General features: G+C 63.4%; 19 protein-coding genes and 1 pseudogene. 8 read left to right on the forward strand and 12 right to left on the reverse strand.

Annotated features, from left to right (window positions below):
- The first annotated feature begins 83 nt into the window (after nucleotides 1–83).
- Entirely contained in the window at nucleotides 84–503 is a 420-nt protein-coding gene (locus AC3EMP_RS02895) for a DUF1761 domain-containing protein (protein WP_352713055.1), read from the forward strand.
- Nucleotides 504–518: 15 nt separating this feature from the next.
- On the opposite strand, the gene gcvA is transcribed toward AC3EMP_RS02895, so the two are convergent.
- Complete coding sequence (gene gcvA, locus AC3EMP_RS02900; RefSeq protein WP_352713052.1) at nucleotides 519–1,439, reverse strand: transcriptional regulator GcvA; 921 nt, start codon at nucleotides 1,437–1,439, stop codon at nucleotides 519–521.
- A gap of 135 nt (nucleotides 1,440–1,574) precedes the next feature.
- On the opposite strand from gcvA, the gene AC3EMP_RS02905 reads away from it, so the two are divergent.
- Nucleotides 1,575–1,814, forward strand: a complete 240-nt coding sequence (locus AC3EMP_RS02905; RefSeq protein ID WP_023670491.1) for a hypothetical protein — start codon at nucleotides 1,575–1,577, stop codon at nucleotides 1,812–1,814.
- Between the two features lie 127 nt (nucleotides 1,815–1,941).
- On the opposite strand, the gene AC3EMP_RS02910 is transcribed toward AC3EMP_RS02905, so the two are convergent.
- Nucleotides 1,942–2,478, reverse strand: a complete 537-nt coding sequence (locus tag AC3EMP_RS02910) for a L,D-transpeptidase family protein (protein ID WP_196813612.1) — start codon at nucleotides 2,476–2,478, stop codon at nucleotides 1,942–1,944.
- A gap of 145 nt (nucleotides 2,479–2,623) precedes the next feature.
- On the opposite strand from AC3EMP_RS02910, the gene AC3EMP_RS02915 reads away from it, so the two are divergent.
- Both AC3EMP_RS02915 and AC3EMP_RS02920 read left to right on the forward strand, forming a co-directional pair.
- Entirely contained in the window at nucleotides 2,624–3,307 is a 684-nt protein-coding gene (locus tag AC3EMP_RS02915) for a response regulator transcription factor (RefSeq protein WP_023670493.1), read from the forward strand.
- A 177-nt stretch (nucleotides 3,308–3,484) separates the two neighbouring features.
- A complete protein-coding gene (locus AC3EMP_RS02920; protein WP_023730228.1) occupies nucleotides 3,485–3,940 on the forward strand; it encodes a cyclic nucleotide-binding domain-containing protein in 456 nt (151 codons plus the stop codon).
- 164 nt (nucleotides 3,941–4,104) lie between these two features.
- Here the strand turns inward: AC3EMP_RS02920 and xth are convergent, their stop codons facing one another.
- The 6 genes from xth to tesB all read right to left on the reverse strand — a co-directional run bounded on the left by xth (nucleotide 4,105) and on the right by tesB (nucleotide 11,837).
- The gene (xth, locus tag AC3EMP_RS02925; RefSeq protein ID WP_023670495.1) at nucleotides 4,105–4,911 is read right to left on the reverse strand and encodes an exodeoxyribonuclease III; all 807 of its coding nucleotides are present in this window, start codon (nucleotides 4,909–4,911) and stop codon (nucleotides 4,105–4,107) included.
- Nucleotides 4,912–5,107: 196 nt separating this feature from the next.
- Nucleotides 5,108–5,788, reverse strand: coding sequence for an outer-membrane lipoprotein carrier protein LolA (locus AC3EMP_RS02930; RefSeq protein WP_023670496.1), 681 nt, complete (start codon nucleotides 5,786–5,788; stop codon nucleotides 5,108–5,110).
- 138 nt (nucleotides 5,789–5,926) lie between these two features.
- A complete protein-coding gene (locus AC3EMP_RS02935) occupies nucleotides 5,927–8,596 on the reverse strand; it encodes a DNA translocase FtsK (protein WP_352713049.1) in 2,670 nt (889 codons plus the stop codon).
- 346 nt (nucleotides 8,597–8,942) lie between these two features.
- Nucleotides 8,943–10,373 (reverse strand): ammonium transporter, encoded by a 1,431-nt coding sequence (locus AC3EMP_RS02940; RefSeq protein WP_352713046.1) that lies wholly within the window; start codon nucleotides 10,371–10,373, stop codon nucleotides 8,943–8,945.
- A gap of 31 nt (nucleotides 10,374–10,404) precedes the next feature.
- Nucleotides 10,405–10,743: a P-II family nitrogen regulator gene (locus AC3EMP_RS02945; protein WP_023670499.1), complete on the reverse strand. Its 339-nt coding sequence runs from the start codon at nucleotides 10,741–10,743 to the stop codon at nucleotides 10,405–10,407.
- A 218-nt stretch (nucleotides 10,744–10,961) separates the two neighbouring features.
- The gene (gene tesB / locus AC3EMP_RS02950) at nucleotides 10,962–11,837 is read right to left on the reverse strand and encodes an acyl-CoA thioesterase II (protein WP_023687727.1); all 876 of its coding nucleotides are present in this window, start codon (nucleotides 11,835–11,837) and stop codon (nucleotides 10,962–10,964) included.
- Between the two features lie 112 nt (nucleotides 11,838–11,949).
- On the opposite strand from tesB, the gene AC3EMP_RS02955 reads away from it, so the two are divergent.
- Nucleotides 11,950–13,206: a ubiquinone biosynthesis hydroxylase gene (locus AC3EMP_RS02955; protein ID WP_023826894.1), complete on the forward strand. Its 1,257-nt coding sequence runs from the start codon at nucleotides 11,950–11,952 to the stop codon at nucleotides 13,204–13,206.
- Nucleotides 13,207–13,228: 22 nt separating this feature from the next.
- Here AC3EMP_RS02955 and plsY read toward each other — a convergent pair whose 3' ends face one another.
- The gene (gene plsY, locus AC3EMP_RS02960) at nucleotides 13,229–13,867 is read right to left on the reverse strand and encodes a glycerol-3-phosphate 1-O-acyltransferase PlsY (protein WP_352713043.1); all 639 of its coding nucleotides are present in this window, start codon (nucleotides 13,865–13,867) and stop codon (nucleotides 13,229–13,231) included.
- A gap of 16 nt (nucleotides 13,868–13,883) precedes the next feature.
- Nucleotides 13,884–14,414 carry a hypothetical protein gene (locus tag AC3EMP_RS02965; protein ID WP_023698376.1) on the reverse strand — a complete coding sequence of 177 codons (531 nt, stop codon included), beginning with the start codon at nucleotides 14,412–14,414 and terminating at the stop codon, nucleotides 13,884–13,886.
- 197 nt (nucleotides 14,415–14,611) lie between these two features.
- Between AC3EMP_RS02965 and AC3EMP_RS02970 the strand changes: the two are divergent.
- Nucleotides 14,612–15,202 (forward strand): annotated as a pseudogene (locus AC3EMP_RS02970) (FGGY-family carbohydrate kinase); the annotation flags it as partial.
- A complete protein-coding gene (locus AC3EMP_RS02975; RefSeq protein WP_023742127.1) occupies nucleotides 15,199–16,806 on the forward strand; it encodes a GMC family oxidoreductase in 1,608 nt (535 codons plus the stop codon). The pseudogene AC3EMP_RS02970 and the gene AC3EMP_RS02975, both read left to right, overlap by 4 nt.
- 12 nt (nucleotides 16,807–16,818) lie before the next feature.
- Here AC3EMP_RS02975 and AC3EMP_RS02980 read toward each other — a convergent pair whose 3' ends face one another.
- Both AC3EMP_RS02980 and AC3EMP_RS02985 read right to left on the reverse strand, forming a co-directional pair.
- Entirely contained in the window at nucleotides 16,819–17,175 is a 357-nt protein-coding gene (locus AC3EMP_RS02980; RefSeq protein ID WP_023698373.1) for a YciI family protein, read from the reverse strand.
- A complete protein-coding gene (locus AC3EMP_RS02985) occupies nucleotides 17,172–17,387 on the reverse strand; it encodes a hypothetical protein (protein ID WP_023698372.1) in 216 nt (71 codons plus the stop codon). The genes AC3EMP_RS02980 and AC3EMP_RS02985 overlap by 4 nt, the downstream gene beginning before the upstream one ends.
- A gap of 219 nt (nucleotides 17,388–17,606) precedes the next feature.
- On the opposite strand from AC3EMP_RS02985, the gene AC3EMP_RS02990 reads away from it, so the two are divergent.
- On the forward strand, nucleotides 17,607–18,032 hold the full coding sequence (locus AC3EMP_RS02990; protein WP_023807689.1) for an OsmC family protein: 426 nt from the start codon (nucleotides 17,607–17,609) through the stop codon (nucleotides 18,030–18,032).
- Nucleotides 18,033–18,087 lie beyond the last annotated feature (55 nt).

Consider the following 18,087-nt stretch of genomic DNA (forward strand, 5'->3'; position numbering starts at 1 on the left):
CATCGCGCATTGATTTGAAGAATACGCATGTCGTTATCCCAGAACCGTCAGGCTTTGGGCTGCATGCTTGAGGGGAGGACTTTATGGATTTTTCAGTGGTGAACTGGCTGGCGGTGGTTGTCGCGGCCGTCGCGGCGTGGCTGTTTGGCGCCGTCTGGTACACGGCCCTCAGCAAGCTTTGGATGAGGGCGGCCAGGATCGATCCGTCAACGTCAAAGAAATCGATATTGCCCTTCATCATCTCCTTCATCGCCGAGCTGATCATGGCGCTGGTCTTAGCCTTGGTCGTCGGCGCGATGACCGGCGGCGAGCCGGTCCTTGTCGCAGGGCTGGTCTTCGGCTTCGTCCTCTGGCTGGGTTTCGTCGCCACGACGCTGACGGCCAACCATCGCTATGAGAATTTCGGCTGGGACCTGACCCTCATCGACGGCGGCCACTGGCTCGGCGTGCTGTTGATCATCGGCGCGGTGATCGGCTGGTTCGGGACGCCGGTCGCCGGCTGAGGCCTGCAGAAGTCGTCAGGTCTGCGTCCTGGCGACTTCCTCGAGGATCCATTCACGGAAAGCGATGATGCGCGGATCGTTGGCAGTGCTCTCGGGATAGACCAGGAAGTAGCCGAACTCCGGCCCCACGCGCAGACCGAGTTCAAAGGGCTGCACCAGCCTTCCCTGGGAAAGGTCGTTTGCCACCATGGCGAACTCGGCGAGCGCCACGGCATTGCCGTCGAGCGCCGCCTGCACGGCATCGGTAGAGGTTCCAAACACGATAGTCCGGCTGTCGTCGAAATCGTTGATGCCGGCCGCGGCCATCCACATGCGCCAGTTCGGCCATGTCACGCCTTGGCGCGACCATTCGATATGGGCAAGCGTGTGGTTGAAGAGGTCGCGCGGTTCGCGCAGCGGCGGGCCGGAGGTCAGCAGGCTCGGGCTGCACACCGGAATGAGGATGTTGTCGAACAGGCGATGGGCGCGAAGCCCCGGATACTTGCCAACCCCGAACCGGATGCCGACATCGACATCGTCGAGTTCGAAATCGCGCACTTCGTAGCCGATGTCGAACCTCAGTTCGATATTGGGCTGAAGTTTGCGAAAATCATCGACGCGCCGCATCAGCCATTTTGACGCGAACTGCGCGTCGAGCGTTACCTTCAGCAATGCCGTGCCGCGCGTCAGCTTGCGCGCCCGCGACACCGCCCGGTTGAGCAGGTCGAGCGCATCGATCGAGGCCTCGAACAGCACCGTACCTGCCTCGGTCAACCGGATGGTACGACTGGTTCGCGTGAACAGCACCAGCCCGAGCTGATCCTCGATTTCCTTGATCTGGTGGCTGACCGCCGCCGGCGTCAGCCCGAGCTCGTCGGCAGCGCGGGTGAAATTGAGGTGGCGGGCGGCGGCTTCCAGAGTCCTCAGCGCGCGCGTTCCGGGCAACAGACGGGACATCAACGTATCCTCAAATAAAACTTCACGATCCGAAAAGAACTACTCGTTTCTCTCATGGATTTCAATGCGGCATGATGCATCCATCGAAACACCATCAAGCCGGATTTGATATCCGGCGGAACACGGGAGCGCATCATGTCCATCTTCGTTTTGAACTCGCCAGCAGCTCGCTCGAACTGGTTGCATGCCGTAACGGACTGGCTTCGCCAGGCGAAAGTCGCCATCAACCTGCCGCGCCAGGACGTGGAGGATCTGTCGGATCGCCAGTTGCGCGACGTCGGCGCGCAGCGCAAGGACGTGACGCGGGCCGTGGACCGGGAACTCGGCCGGCTTGGATTGCTGGACACTGGGTGGCAGAAGCCGAGAAGGCGTTAGGCAATGGTGAGTAGTGAGTAGTGAAGGATTGAAACGGCGCCGACACCAGCCTACTCCCTATTCCCTATTCCCTATTCCCTATTCCCTACTCCCTACTCCCTACTCCCTACTCCCTACTCCCTACTCCCTACCTCACCACCCTCACCACCGTCCGGTCCGACACCAGCGGCAACAGCCGCGCCATTGTCCGCGCTGTCACCGCCACGCAGCCTTGCGTCGGTGTGAAGCCTGGGCGCGCCAGATGGAAGAAGATGGCGCTGCCGCGGCCGCGCCGGCGCGGCGCCATGTTCCAGTCGAGCACCAGGCAGGCGTCATAGAGGCGGTCGTCGCGCCGCATTCGCTCATGGCTGGCGCCATAGGGGATTTTCACCGGCCGGTTGTAGTTGCGGTCGTCCGGCACCTCGCACCAGCCGAGATCGGCGCCGATCGGCGCCATCGCCAGCCGGGTTTTGCGGCCGGCCGCGAAATGATCGCCCCGAAAATATCCTGACAAAATCCGCATCTCGCCAAGCGGCGTCGCACCGTCGCCTTCGCGCTTGTTGGCTGAGATGCCGCCGCGTCCGAGCGCGCAGGCAAACACCTTGCTGCCGGCCTGCAATATCCCCTGGCTGGGGTTGCCCGGCCTCGCCCGAACCACCAGCACACGCAGCCCTTTCGGCAAAATTGCGCCGGCTGCATTGCGATCGCGTTTTTTCTTGTATGATCGTGTCACGGAACAAATCACTGTGATCGGACTGTTGCGCCGGTCAGCTTCCGCATAAATGGGGGGCGGTCAACTGAAAATTCTTTTCAAAACAATGGATTGATCCATGACATCACGTACCATTCTGATCGTTGACGACGATGACGACCTGCGCGGAACCCTCGTCGAGCAACTGGCCCTTTACGAAGAATTCGACGTCTTGCAGGAAGCGACCGCCGCCAAAGGCGTCGCCGCGGCGCGCGGCGGGCTCATCGACCTGCTCATCATGGACGTCGGGCTGCCCGACATGGATGGCCGCGAGGCGGTGAAGATCCTGCGCAAGGGCGGCTACAAGGCGCCGATCATCATGCTGACCGGCCACGATACCGATTCCGACACAATTCTGGGCCTCGAGGCCGGCGCCAACGACTATGTCACCAAGCCGTTCCGCTTCGCCGTGCTGCTCGCCCGCATACGCGCACAACTGCGCCAGCACGAGCAAAGCGAAGACGCCACCTTTTCGGTCGGGCCCTACACGTTCAAGCCCAGCCAGAAGCTTCTGATCGACCAGCGCGGCGGCAAGGTGCGGCTGACCGAGAAGGAAGCCTCGATCATCAAATATCTCTATCGAGCCGACCAGAAGGTGGTGACGCGCGACGTCCTGCTCGAGGAAGTGTGGGGCTACAATTCCGGCGTCACAACGCACACGCTCGAAACTCACGTCTACCGGCTGCGCCAGAAGATCGAGCGCGATCCTTCCAATGCTGAAATTCTTGTGACAGAAAGCGGCGGCTACAAGCTGGTTCCTTAAACTTTTCATTGTTCAATAAGCGGTCGGGGCGGGACTGTTTCGGGGAGGATCCGGCTGGGGGAGCCTGGATCGGCCCGCTGCGCAGATTGAAGTGTTAGAGCGTCCTTTGCGCGTTCAATTGGACACGCGGCGCTCTAAGGGAGGGATTGGACTGACCGTTCGGGGACGCAGCTAGAGATGGCGCTGGATGACGACATCCGCATCCTGTCCGCCGTGAAGCTCTTTGAGGGTTTCACGCAGGAACAGCTGCGCCTGCTCGCCTTCGGCGCCGAAGCCACCCATCTGCAGGCCGACCGCAAGCTGTACCGCGAGGATGACGAAGCCGACTCGGCCTATATCGTGGTCAGTGGCCGCATCGTGCTCTACCGGGAGCAGGATGGCGACCGCATCCCGATCGGCACCGCCGGCCCCGGCACGATCCTCAGCGAACTGGCGCTGATCGCCGACTCAAGACGGCTGACCAGCGCCTCGGCCGAGACCGATTCGGAAGTGATAAGGTTGAGCCGCAAGATGTTTCGCCGCATCCTGGAGGAATATCCCGAGGTGGCGGTGAAACTGCACCAGCGCATCCTCGATGATTTCCAGGCCATGATCGCCCGCATCGAGAAGCTGGCGCCAAGGTTTGGCGGGTAGGTCCCCGCGACCGCGCTCACGCTTGGGTGTGTCGAGATTCAGGTCAGGCCGAGTCGAAAATGGCTGATACCGAGAACCGGAGCGGAGCGTACTCAAAGTACGCGAGCACCGGAAGCGCAGGTATCGGCCATTTGCAGGCCGGCCTCACCTGAATATCGGCCCGCCTAATCCAGGTCGAACCGCGCAATCACCGGCACATGGTCCGAGGGCCGCTCCCAGCCACGCGCCTCTCGCAGGATCTCATAGCCGGCAAAGCTCGGCACCAGGTTCGGTGACGACCAGACATGGTCGAGCCGGCGGCCGCGGTTCGAGGCTTCCCAGTCCCGCGCGCGATAGCTCCACCAGGTGTAGAGCTTCTGCTCTGGCGGCACGTCGAGCCGCATCAGGTCGACCCAGTCGCCGGCGATCCGCATCGCGTCGAAATTTTGCGTCTCGACCGGCGTGTGGCTGACGACGTTGAGCAATTGCTTGTGCGACCAGACATCGTGCTCCTGCGGAGCGATGTTGAGGTCGCCGACCAGGATCGAGGCCGACACCTCGTCATGCGCGGCGCGGATGGCGTTCATCTCGGCAACGAAATCGAGCTTGTGGCGGAACTTGCGGTTGATCTCCGGATCGGGCTCGTCGCCGCCGGCCGGCACGTAGAAATTGTGGACCAGGATTGCCTTGCCGCCGGCCTGCACCTTGACCGACAGATGCCGGCTGTCATCGATCTCGCAGAAGCGCCGTTTCTCGACAATCTCGATCGGCCGCCGCGCCACCGTCGCAACGCCGTGATAGCCCTTCTGGCCATGGAATGCGATGTGCTCGTAGCCGGCCTTGCGGAACGCCTTTTCCGGAAACAGCTCGTCGGGAACCTTCGTCTCCTGCAGGCAAAGCACATCGGGCGCCTGCTCCGTCAGCAGCCGCTCGACGATCGGCATGCGCAGGCGCACGGAGTTGATGTTCCAGGTGGCGATGGAGAAGGGCATGCGGCGGTCCGAACAAGGTCGCCGATCTACTGCCAGCCTAGCGCCACAAACACAAGCCAGCCTTTGCGGGCGGCGGCTCTGATTCAGATCAGGCCGAGTCGAATGGCGGTCTCCGAGAACCGGAGCGGAGCGTACTTAAACCACGTGAGCACCGGAAGCGCAGGAGATCGCCATTGGCAGGCCGGCCTCACCGCATCTAGCGCTGGTTGGTGTTCAGCTCGCGGTTCGCCGCATAGTCGATGGCAAAGGTGTCCGCAGGGAAGCTGACGCCTTCCTTGGTGTTGTAGATCATCACCGTGGTGTCCTTGCCCTGCGCGTCGGTGATGGTCCACTGGCGCAGATCATAGGATTTCGGATCGAACATCATAGTGATCTTCGAATTGCCGAACACCGACTTGTCGGCAAGCTGGATGGTGGTGAGGTCGCTTTCTTCCTTGATCGATTTCACGCGGCCCCCCGAGAGGTCGATCTTGGTGTCGAGCAACAGCTTCAGCGGCGTCTTCGACAACGGATAGAGATCGGACGTTTTCAGCCGCTTGTTGAGGATGACCACCGACTTGCCGTCGGAAATCACCCGGAAATTGGACTTGCCGTCATAGTTGAAGCGAATCTTGCCTGGCCGCTCAAGGAAGAACTTGCCGCCGGTCTGCTGGTTGTTGGGGCCGAACTGGACGAACTCGCCGCTCATCGATTTGACCGAGGAGAAATGGTCGGCGATCTTTTGCGCCGTCGGCGGCACCGCCGCCTGCGCCGAGGCCAGGAGCTGGAACCCCGGCACGACGTTGATGGCCGCGGCGCCGGCAAGCATCAGGCCAAGGCCGAGCAACTGGCGACGGTTTGGAGCGAAATCGCTGATCGCGGAAAGATCGTTTTTCATGCCGGTCACTCTCGTGTGGTGTGTGTCTCGTTGCAGTCCGTGGACCCCCAGTTAGACTTAAGTTTGGCGGGCCGGACAGCGCTCAGTCGCTGTAACGCGCCAAAAGGTTCAAGGTTGCCGCCGGGCCGTATCGGCTGATCAGAACTTGTCGTCCTCGGTCGGCACCAGGATTTCGCGTTTGCCGGCATGGTTGGCCGGGCCGACAATGCCTTCCTTCTCCATCTTCTCGATGATCGAGGCGGCGCGGTTGTAGCCGATGCCGAGCCGGCGCTGGATATAGCTGGTCGACGCCTTGCCGTCGCGCAGCACGACCGAGACCGCCTGGTCGTAGGGATCGTCGGAATCCTCGAAATTGCTGTTGCCGCCACCACCAGCGCCGCCCCTGCCCGACGGCTCGTCATCGTCCTCGCCGTCATCCTCGGTGATGGCGTCGAGATATTCGGGCACGCCCTGCAGCTTCAGATGGGCGACGATCTTCTCGACCTCGTCGTCGGCGACGAACGGGCCGTGCACGCGCTGGATGCGGCCGCCGCCGGCCATGTACAGCATGTCGCCCATGCCGAGCAGCTGCTCGGCGCCCTGCTCGCCCAGAATGGTGCGGCTGTCGATCTTCGACGTCACCTGAAAGGAGATACGGGTCGGGAAATTGGCCTTGATGGTGCCGGTGATGACGTCGACCGACGGACGCTGCGTCGCCATGATGACATGGATGCCGGCCGCGCGCGCCATCTGTGCCAGGCGCTGCACCGCGCCTTCGATGTCCTTGCCGGCGACCATCATCAAATCGGCCATCTCGTCGATGATGACGACGATGTAGGGCATCGGCTCGAGATCGAGGTTCTCGGTCTCGTAGATCGCCTCGCCGGTCTGGCGGTCGAAGCCGGTCTGCACGGTGCGCGAGATTTTTTCGCCCTTCCTTTCAGCCAACTGCACGCGCGCGTTGAAGCCGTCGATGTTGCGCACGCCGACCTTGGACATCTTGCGGTAGCGGTCCTCCATCTCGCGCACCGTCCACTTCAACGCCACCACGGCCTTCTTCGGGTCGGTGACCACCGGGGTCAGCAGGTGCGGGATGCCGTCATAGACGGAGAGTTCGAGCATCTTCGGGTCGATCATGATCAGCCGGCAGTCCTGCGGCGTCAGCTTGTAGAGCAGCGACAGGATCATGGTGTTGATGGCGACGGACTTGCCGGAGCCGGTGGTGCCGGCGACCAGCACATGCGGCATCTTGGCGATGTCGACGATCACCGCCTCACCATTGATGGTCTTGCCCAGCGCCAGCGCCAGCTTGGACTTGGTCGTCTCGAAATCGCGGCTGGCCAGGATCTCCCGGAGATAGACGGTCTCGCGCTTGGCATTCGGCAATTCGATGCCGATGGCGTTGCGGCCGGGCACCACGGCGACGCGGCAGGCAATGGCGCTCATCGAGCGGGCGATGTCGTCGGACAGGCCGATGACGCGCGACGATTTGATGCCGGGCGCCGGTTCCAGTTCATAGAGCGTGACCACCGGGCCGGGCCGTACCGCGATAATCTCGCCCTTGACGCCGAAATCCTCCAGAACGCCTTCGAGCAGGCGCGCATTCTGCTCCAGCGCGTCCTTGGACAGGCTGGCGTCGCGCACCACGTTCTTCGGCTCCGACAGGAAATGCAGCGACGGCATTTCGAATGTTTCCGAGCCGATCAGCGAGGTCTGCGCCTCGCGCTGGACGCGCGCGCCGGGAGCGGGACGCGGCGCAGGTGCGGCGACGCGGGTCGCCGCATCTGACCGGAAGTTTTGCACCTTGGCGTTCGGCGCGGCACGGCGCTGGACCGGCTCGTCGTCGAGTTCGACCTCCTCGTCGCCATTGTCGAAACCGGCATCGAGGACGTCGTCATCGTCCGGATCGACGGAAACGCTGCGGTCATTGACCATGGCGGCGAAGAATTCCGGCTCGACGCGGGCGCGGCCATCCGGGCTCATCCGCGCTTCGGCGAATTCCGCCGATTCGACCCGTTCGGCGGCGCGGCGCCATGCGGTGGAGCGCTGCTCCATCTCCGGCTCGAACTCGTCGCGCTCCTGCTGGCGGCGCACAGCCCGGCGATGCATCCAGGCGCGGAAAGACAGCCACCAGTGGGTAACGGCGCCGAGCGCCAGTATCCCCTCGTCGCCCTCGTCCTCGTCTTCGTCGAAGAGCAGATCGTCCTCTCGGGGATCGGGCTCCGCGGTGCGCTCCATGACGGCAAAGCCGTTCTTGCGCGCAATCAGCGCCGAGCCATAGGCAAACAGCCACAGCGCCGGCGCAATGAGCACCATGGCAATGATGCTGGCAACGATGCCGGTCGGGTAGCCGCCAATGACCACGCCCGGAATATTGAGCACCATGTCGCCGAACACACCGCCGAGGCCGGTCGGCAACGGCCACGTCTTGGGCGGCACCACGCAGCCGGCCATCGCCGCCGCGAGCAGCGCGAAGCCGAACCACGCAAGGCCGCGCTTCGGCAGCCTGTCGACGCCGCGCGCCGAAAACAGGAGAAAGCCCCAGATCACCGCCGGCACCAGGGCGGCGACCGCGGCAAGGCCGAAGAACTGCATGGCGAGGTCGGAGAATACCGCGCCCGCATAACCCATGGCGTTGGTGACGATGTTGGCGGTGGCGTGCGAGAAGCTGGGATCGGCGACGTTCCAGGTCGCCAGCGCCGCGACGCCAAAGGCGACCAGCGCAAACAGGCCGGCGCCGACCAGCCGCCCGACCTGGCGCCGCGCGAATGCCTGGATGCCGTGCCCCGTATCGGTCAGCGCGAGCGGTGCTGAAGCCCCTGAACGCATGCTTCGTTCCCCGTCTGTCATGGACTGGCCGGGCGCATGACGCACTCCGGCAGATTCGGATGTCAGACTATCGGGGGGAAGGTTAAGGCCGCATTAACTATACGCACCCAGAGCCACGGATCTTGCTCACTCCACTGTAGGCAGTCTCAACAGTTCAGAACCAATCCGGTCGACGTCTCCCCGCCGGCGGCCATCACTAGAACGTGATTGCGCAGGGACCGAGGCCTGCCAGCACGGTTGCCAAAAAGAGAGGCCCGGAATGACCCGGGCCTCAAAGCGTGAACTCCTTTCGGGAGCGTCACGACGGGATGGGAGAATGCGGGGCGGCCGAGCCGCCCCGCAAGGCTTACGAGTGGTAGGCCGCTTCGCCATGCGAAGTCAGGTCGAGGCCTTCGCGCTCGGCGTCGGCTGTCGGACGCAGACCGATGATCAAGTCGACGACCTTGTAGAGGATTGCGCTGCCGATGCCCGACCACAGCAGGGTTACCATGACGCCTTTGCCCTGCGCCAGGAGCTGCGTGGCCGTGCCGGCATAGCCGGCGGCGAAGTCGGCCGTCGAATAGTCGACGATGCCGGCGCCGCCGAGGGCGGGATTGACCAGAATGCCAGTGCCTAGCGCACCGATGATGCCACCGACGCAGTGGACGCCGAAGACATCGAGGCTGTCATCATAGTCGAACGTGTTCTTCACCACCGAGACGAAGAAGTAGCAGACGAAGGTGGCAACGATGCCAAGCACGATAGCGCCCATCGGGCCGGCAAAACCTGCAGCCGGCGTAATCGCGACGAGGCCGGTGACCGCGCCCGAAACAGCGCCGAGCATGGAGGCTTTGCCGCGCAGCAGCGATTCAAGCACGATCCAGGCCACTGCCGCCGCCGCCGTGGCGACGAAGGTGTTGATCATCGCCAGCACCGCATAGGCGTTCGCTTCGAGGTTCGAACCGGCGTTGAAGCCGAACCAGCCGACCCACAGCAATGAAGCGCCGACCATGGTCAGCGTCATCGAGTGCGGCGCCATGATGTCCTTCTTGTAGCCGATGCGCTTGCCGATCATCAGCGCGCCGACGAGACCGGCAATGCCCGCATTGATGTGAACGACCGTGCCGCCGGCGAAGTCGATGGCGCCGAAGCTGAAGATCAGGCCGGACGGGTCGGCATAGGCGCTCGGGCCGCCCCAGAACCAGACCATGTGCGCGATCGGGAAGTAGATTAACGTCACCCATAGGATAACGAAAAGGATCAAGGCGGAGAATTTGACGCGTTCGGCGAATGCGCCGACGATCAGGGCGGGCGTGATGCAGGCGAAGGTCATCTGGAAGACGACGAACACCAGTTCAGGAATGGCGACGCCCTTGCTGAAGGTTTCCGAAAGCGTTGATACGTTGACGCCGGAGAGAAACATCTTCGAAAGGCCGCCGACGAAGGCGTTGCCCGGGGTGAAGGCGAGGCTGTAGCCGTAGAAGACCCAGATGATCATGACCACGCTGGTGATGGTGAAGACCTGCATCAGCACCGACAGCATGTTCTTGGTACGAACCAGGCCGCCGTAGAAAAGCGCAAGGCCGGGAATGGTCATCAACAGCACCAGCACGGTGGAAATCATCATCCACGTGGTGTCGCCCTTGTCGACGGTAAAAGCCGGCGCTGCTGGCGCTGCCGCCGCGACGGCGGGAGCCGCCTCCTGCGCGAAGGCAGCAACCGTGCCCAATGCTCCGAGCGCTAAGGAGCCCAGCAGCGCGGAGCGCGCCACTGACTTCAAGGTGGAAGGTATATTCATTGAACTCTCCATTGGAATACGTGTTCGCCGCTCAAAGTGCGTCGGTGTCTGTTTCGCCGGTACGGATGCGCACCGCCTGATCGATGCCGAAGACGAAGATCTTGCCGTCGCCGATCTGGCCGGTCTTGGCCGCCGCCGTGATGGCTTCGACGGCCTTGTCGACCAGGTCTGTGCTAACCGCGACTTCGATCTTGATTTTCGGCAGGAAACTGACCGCGTATTCCGCCCCGCGATAGATTTCCGTGTGTCCCTTCTGACGCCCGTAGCCTTTGACTTCGGTGACGGTCAGGCCCTGGATGCCGACGGCGGTGAGCGCTTCGCGCACCTCGTCGAGCTTGAACGGCTTGATGATTGCCATCACGATTTTCATAAGGTTTCACCCTTTGCTGTTGCGGTCCCCCGCGTTTGCACACCTTCACCGATCCCAAAAAGCCCGGAGAGTGCCCAACAGGATTCAAGCTCCGTGCCAGTTGCGGAAGCAGGGTGTTAACTCATTGTAAATAAACGGATCGCTCGAGTCCCGGCGCCACGGTGCGCACTGTCAACGGACAGTCACTGATTAAAAAGTAGGCAATTTTTCGAAAATGCCTATTCCGCAGGCGGCCGCTTCAGCCGGATCAGGCCTTCCTGGGCAACCGAGGCGATCAGGGTGCCGTCGCGGGCAAACAGCGAGCCGCGGGTGAAGCCGCGCGACCCCTGCGTCGACGGGCTGTCCTGCGTGTACAGGATCCAGTCATCGAGCGGATGGCTGCGATGGAACCACATCGCATGGTCGAGGCTCGCCGCCTGGATGTCGCGGTCGAAAATGGCGCGGCCGTGCGCAAAGGTCGAGGTGTCGAGCAGCGTCATGTCGGAGAGGTAAGCAAGCACCGCCGCCTGGATGCCGCGGTCGGCCGGCACCGGGCCGGTGGTGCGGATCCAGATGTTCTGCTGCGGCTCCAGCTTTTCGCGGCTGGTGTAATGCTTCAGCATCACCGGCTTCATCTCGATCGGCCGGTCACGCTCCCAGTAGCGCTTGATGCCGTCCGGCACCGCCTCGCCGAACTTGCCCAGCAATTCGCGCTGCGACAACAGGCTGTCGGGCGGCGGCACGTCGCGCGGCATCGGCAGCTGATGCTCAAGGCCAACCTCGTCCTGCTGGAACGAGGCTTCCAGCGAAAAGATCGCCTGGCCGTGCTGGATCGCCACCACGCGCCGCGTGGTGAAGGAGCCGCCATCGCGGATGCGGTCGACCTCGTAGACGATCGGCACCTTGGTGTCGCCGGGCCGCATGAAATAGCCGTGCAGCGAATGCACGTGGCGCTCGGGCTCGACGGTGCGCTGCGCGGCGACCAGCGCCTGGGCGATGGTCTGGCCGCCGAAAACGCGCTGCCAGTCGAGCTTGGGGCTGCGACCACGGTACAGATTGTGTTCCAGCTGCTCGAGGTCGAGAATGCTGAGAAGCTCGTCCATGGCCGCCGTCATGCTTCGTGACCTCGCCGTAAGATGCTATGGCGGTTTCCGACAGGAATGGCGGGCAGTCAAGGCCGGAATGCCCCAGTGGGCGGGGATGGTCGAGACTTCGAAAGGAATTGACATGGCGAACCGCAACACGGACGCAAAAAACCCGCTCGACGTGCTGGTCGCTGGCGCCGGCTATGTCGGCCTCGCCGCCGCCGTGTCGCTGAAACAGGCGCGGCCGGGCCTCGCCGTGGCGGTCGTTGATGCTGCCCCCGCCGGCGTCTGGCAGAAGGACCGCCGCGCCTCGGCGATCGCCGCCGCCGCCTGCCGCATGCTCGACCAGCTCGGCGTCTGGCAGGAAATCGTCGGGCAATCGCAGGCGATCACCGAGATGATCGTCACCGATTCGCGCACCGCCGATCCGGTGCGTCCGGTGTTTCTCACCTTCGATGGCGAGGTCGCGCCGGGCGAACCGTTCGCCCACATGGTCACCAACAAGGACCTGAACGGCGCCTTGCGCCGCCGCGCGCAAAAGCTCGGCATCGACATCATCGAAGGTGTCGCGGTCGCATCGTTCGACGGCAATGGCGCCGGCATCACCGTGCATCTGGCCGACGGCGCGGCGATTAAGGCGCGGCTGCTGGTCGCCGCCGACGGCGTCAATTCCAAATTGCGCGACATGGCCGGCATCAAGACGGTGAAATGGGAATATGGCCAGTCCGGCATCGTCTGCACGGTGGCGCATGAGCGCCCGCACAATGGCCGCGCCGAAGAGCATTTTCTGCCGGCCGGCCCGTTTGCAACGCTGCCGCTCAAGCCGACCGAGGACGGCACCAACCGTTCGTCGCTGGTCTGGGTCGAACGTTCCGAGGATGCCGAGAAGCTGGTCTCGGGCGACGACCTCGTCTTCGAGCAGGAGCTTGAAATGCGCTTCGGCCTGAAGCTCGGCGAAATCCGCGTCACCGACAAGCCGCGCGCCTGGCCGCTCGGCCTGACCATCGCGCGCGCCTTCGTCGCCCCGCGCGTAGCACTTGCCGGCGACGCCGCGCACGGCATCCACCCGATCGCCGGCCAGGGCCTCAATCTCGGCTTCAAGGATGTGGCGGCCCTTGCCGAAGTGGTGGTCGAGGCCGATCGCTTGGGACAGGATATCGGCGCGCTCGACGTGCTCGAGCGCTACCAGCAATGGCGCCGCTTCGACACGGTGCAGATGGGCGTCACCACAGATGTGCTGAACCGGCTGTTTTCCAACGACATCGGCCCGCTGCGCCAGCTCCGCGACATAGGCCTCGGCCTTGTCGAACGGATGCCCAGGCTGAAGGAGTTCTTCATTCGCCAGGCATCGGGGTTGTCCAACGGCACACCACGGCTGCTCAAGGGTGAGGCGATTTAGGCCGGGAATGAGTGCCGCTTTGTCATAGACGCGGCTCGGCTCCTGACATCAGCCGCGCAATGTTGGCGCGGTGGCGCACGATCACGTGGATGCCGCCGGCAATGACCAGCAACCGGTAGGGCAATGGTTGTTCCATGCCGCCGACGAGGGCGACCGCGGTGAGCGCCGCCAGCATCGAACTCAGGGACACAATTCGGGAAACTGCCAACACCACGGCAAATGCCGTCGCCGCGCCTAGACCCACAGGCCAGGACATCGCCAACAAAACACCCAACCCCGTCGCAGCCGATTTGCCGCCGGTGAAATTCAGCCAGATCGAACGGCTATGCCCAAGCAAAACAGCGAGTCCGGCCAGGCATACAACCCAAGGAGCCCAAACGGGCATATCAGATGTTGCCGACGGCGGCGTTGCGGAAGACCAGAAACAAAACCAACGGGCAAAGATGACCGCTGCCGCCCCTTTCAGCACGTCCACCAGAAGCACCACCAATGCTGGCCATTTCCCGAGTGTGCGCAATACATTTGTCGCACCGGTGGACTTGGAGCCGTGCTCCCGGATATCGATGCCCTTAAACAGTTTCCCCGCCAGATAGCCGGCAGGCGTAGAGCCGATAAGGTAAGCGGCAGCCGATCCTACCACGCTCGCTATCCAGAATGACATGCGCCCGGGCTGTTTCTCAGTTGACCTCAAACCCCAGCTTCTGCCGCAGTCGCAGCATGCGTTGGTCGGCGACCTTGAAACTCTGCTCGCCGCTCTTGGCAACACGATCCAGCATCTGCAGCAGGTCTTCGCGCTCATGCGGATCGAGGCGCTCGCGCAGGAAGGGCGCCAGCTTGTCGATGACGATCGTCGTGTCGTCGATCTGCGCCGCGGCCCATTTGGCGTAGACGACGGCTTCATCGGTCTTCTTCTGGTTGTCCGCAATCTGCGAGATCACCTCGCGGATAACCGTTTCGCGCTTCGGCAGGATCGGACCATGCTCCGCCGCGATTGCCATGATCAGCGTTGCTGCCGCCACCACCGGATCGTCGATCGCCGTCAGCGGCGACAGCGCCGCCTGCTTGCGCAGCTTCTTGCGCCTTATGTTGCCCTGGACGCGGCCGACGACGTCGGCGACCTCGCGCGCGGCTTCGTTCATGGCCTTCATGCGATACCACCAGAACGCCCCGGCTCCCAGCACGCCGAGAATAGCAATCAGGAAAGGCATGTCGAATTCCCCCGAAAATTGCGGCGACGATAGGAGAACTCCGGCGTTGCTTCAACACGCAAGAATTGTATCTGATGAGAAAACAGAGCTGGCCCCCTAATCATCCAGACGCCGAGATCGGGCGTCCTGGGTTCAGGTCGCTCGTCACGGGCACTAATGATGCAACCGCTTAGCGATAACGCCGACTTCGCGTCGAGCGCGGTGCCCATTATGACGATCCGTTCGGCCACTGCAACGCGGCTGTCGGCGCGGTGACGCCAACCTGGGACGATCCGATGTTCCACCCGTTTCTCTACGGGTCGGGACAAGGGGCGGAGTTCCGCGCCGGCTTCTACGGCCTCGCCGGCTGGCATAGGGAAGGCCATATGCTGCGCGCGCTGTTCGAGGGCGTGATGTTCGAGCACCGGCGCCACATCAATGTCCTGAAGGACGCCGGTGTCAGCTTCGACAAGGCGGTGCTGTCCGGCGGCGGTTCGCGCAGCGAGCACTGGCCGCAAATCTTCGCCGACGGGCTTGGCGTGCCGATCACCGTCCCTGAAGCACGCGAGACCGGCGCGCTTGGCGCGGCAATCGGCGCCGGGGTCGCGGCCGGCCTGTTCGCCGACTACGAGGCCGGCGTTGACGCCATGACCCGGTCAAGCGCCGCCTACCGTCCGAACCCGGCCATGCAGGACCATTACAACAGGCGTTATCGCGCCTATTGCGGCCTTGCCGATACGCTGCGATCGTTCTGGGCCGAACAGGCGGCAGAACCGAGTAGAACACCGCCGAGTAAACCACCGCAATGACCCAACGGCTCGATGGCGACTACGACTACATCATCGTCGGCGCAGGCACGGCGGGCTGCGTGCTGGCCAATCGGCTGAGCGAAAACCCGGCGACGCGCGTGCTGCTGCTTGAGGCCGGCGGCAGCGACAATTATCACTGGGTGCATATCCCGGTCGGCTATCTCTATTGCATCGGCAATCCGCGCACCGACTGGATGATGAAGACTGCCCCCGAAGCCGGCCTGAACGGCCGCTCGCTGGTCTATCCCCGCGGCAAGGTGCTGGGCGGCTGCACCTCGGTCAACGGCATGATCTACATGCGCGGCCAGGCGGCGGACTACGATGGCTGGCGGCAGATGGGCAATGTCGGCTGGGGCTGGGACGATGTGCTGCCCTACTTCCTCAAATCCGAGGACCATCATGGCGGCAAGACCGAGCTGCATGGCTCCCGCGGCGAATGGAAAGTGGCGCGGCAACGCCTGTCGTGGCCGATCCTGAACACCGTGCAGGAGGCGGCCAAGGAATTCGGCATCATGCCGCGCGAGGATTTTAACGACGGCGACAATGAGGGGTCCGGCTTCTTCGAAGTCAACCAGAGCAAGGGCGTGCGCTGGAACACAGCCAAGGCATTCTTGCGCCCGGCGCTGCGACGGCCGAACCTCAGGCTGGTCGTCAACGCGCATGTCGAGACGGTGTTGTTCGAGGGCAAGCGTGCTATCGGCGTTTGTTATCGCGTCGGCGGCCAAACCATCGAGGCAAAGGCCAGGAGCGAGGTGCTGCTGACCGCCGGCTCGATCAACACGCCGAAACTGCTGGAGCTTTCCGGGGTCGGCGAGCCGGATCGCCTCGCCGCGCTCGGCATCGATGTGGTTCACGCCAGCCCCGATGTCGGCGAGAACCTTCAGGACCATCTGCAGATCCGCACTGTCTACAAAGTGTCGTCGGCGCTGACGCTCAACACGCTAGCCAACAGCCTGAGCGGCAAGGCGAAGATCGCGCTGCAATATGCCTTTGGCCGCTCGGGACCGATGTCGATGGCGCCGAGCCAGTTCGGCATGTTCTCGAAATCCGATCCGTCGATGGCGACGCCGGACCTGGAGTACCACGTCCAGCCCTTGTCTACCGACCGGCTGGGCGACCCGCTGCACCCGTTCCCGGCAATCACCATGTCGGTCTGCAATCTGCGGCCCGAGAGCGTCGGCTCGGTGCACGCTACGACGCGCGAGCTGGCCGTGCAGCCGGAGATCCGGCTGAACTACCTCTCTACGGCGCGCGACCGCGAGATCGCGCTGCGTTCGGTGCGCCAGGCGCGCAGCATCATGACCGCCAAGGCTCTTGCCGGCTTCCATCCGGAAGAAATCCTGCCTGGTCTCGCCCACCAGTCGGACGAGGACCTGCTGCACCAGATCGGCTCGATCGCCACGACCATCTTCCACCCGGTCGGCACCTGCCGGATGGGCATCGATGACCGCGCCGTCGTCAGCCCGGACCTGCGCGTGACCGGTATCGAGGGGCTGCGGATCATCGACGCGTCGATCATGCCGCGCATCGTCTCCGGCAACACCGCCTCGCCAGTGGTGATGATCGCCGAGAAGGCGGCGGATATGATCCGCCGGCCTGCATGACGTCGCCGCCGCCTATGACCCCGGCACGTCGTAGATCGCCCTGACTTCGACGGTGCCGATTTCAGCCAGCGGAATTTTGCCGGCGATCTCCAGCGCCTTGTCGAGAGTGTCGGCTTCGATCATGACGAAACCAAGCAACTGCTCCTTGGTTTCGGCAAACGGACCGTCAGTGATCAGCCGCTTGCCTTGGCGCCGCCGCACCGTCTTCGACGTCTTCACCGATTGCAGCGCCTGCGCGATGATCAGCTTGCCTTGCTGGTCCAATGACCGGTCATAGGCCATCGAATCGGCGTCGAGCTTGGCCAGACGCTCAGGCGTCATGGCATGGAGGTCCTTTTCCTCGCCGTAGACCAGACAGACATATTTCATTTCCAGCTCCCTTGCTGTGACGAACCATAGGTGATCACGGCGCCGGCGGCATCCTTGCCGGCAGCAGCGTGGTCGAGCACGCAGACCGCAATGCCGATCACGGCGACCGCAGCAAGCAGCCGGCCGAAGCCGGAAGGTCGCGAGCACTCGATCTCGTGTAGACGCGCGCTTTTGTCGGCGTCGTTCCAATGGGCAGAAAACAGATTGTTCATCTTGGATCTCCATCCGCCACGAGAATCCGTGGACGCTCGCAGGACGGCCGGCGCCGATGCAAGTCGACATTTTTGCACGCACATTTTTTCAGAAAAATTTGCAGGGCACGCCGGCGTCGCATCCGGCCGAAACAGCGCGGTGGTCTTCCCCTGCCGCCGGGCTATAGTTGGAGGGAACGCCGCGTGGCCGGCGCTGTCGCTGTAATCAAGGAGAATTCTATGGACCGTACCGCAAACGCCGTCTGGAAAGGCAATCTGAAGGAGGGCACGGGCACGCTCGACAGCCAGAGCGGCACCTTGAAGGGCACGCCCTATTCGTTCAAGGCTCGCTTCGAGGACGAGAGCGGCAAATCCGGCACCAATCCCGAAGAGTTGATCGCGGCGGCACACGCCGGCTGCTACGCCATGCAGCTGTCGCATTTCCTGGCCGAGAACGGCACGCCCGCCACCGAGCTCGACGCCAAGGCGGTGGTGACGCTGGTGCCCGGCACCGGCATCACCGGCAGCGCCATCACCCTGATCGGCAAGGTGCCGGGCATTGATGCGGCGAAGTTCAAGGAACTGGCCGAGAAGGCCAAGGCGGAGTGCCCGGTTTCGAAGGCACTGGGGGCCATCGCAGTGTCGCTCGACGCGAAGCTGGGGTGATCCGCCGATTTTGCCCGGGGTAGCGATTCTTCGCGCCCCCCTCTGCCCTGCCGGG

Source organism: Mesorhizobium sp. P160219 (assembly GCF_057786095.1).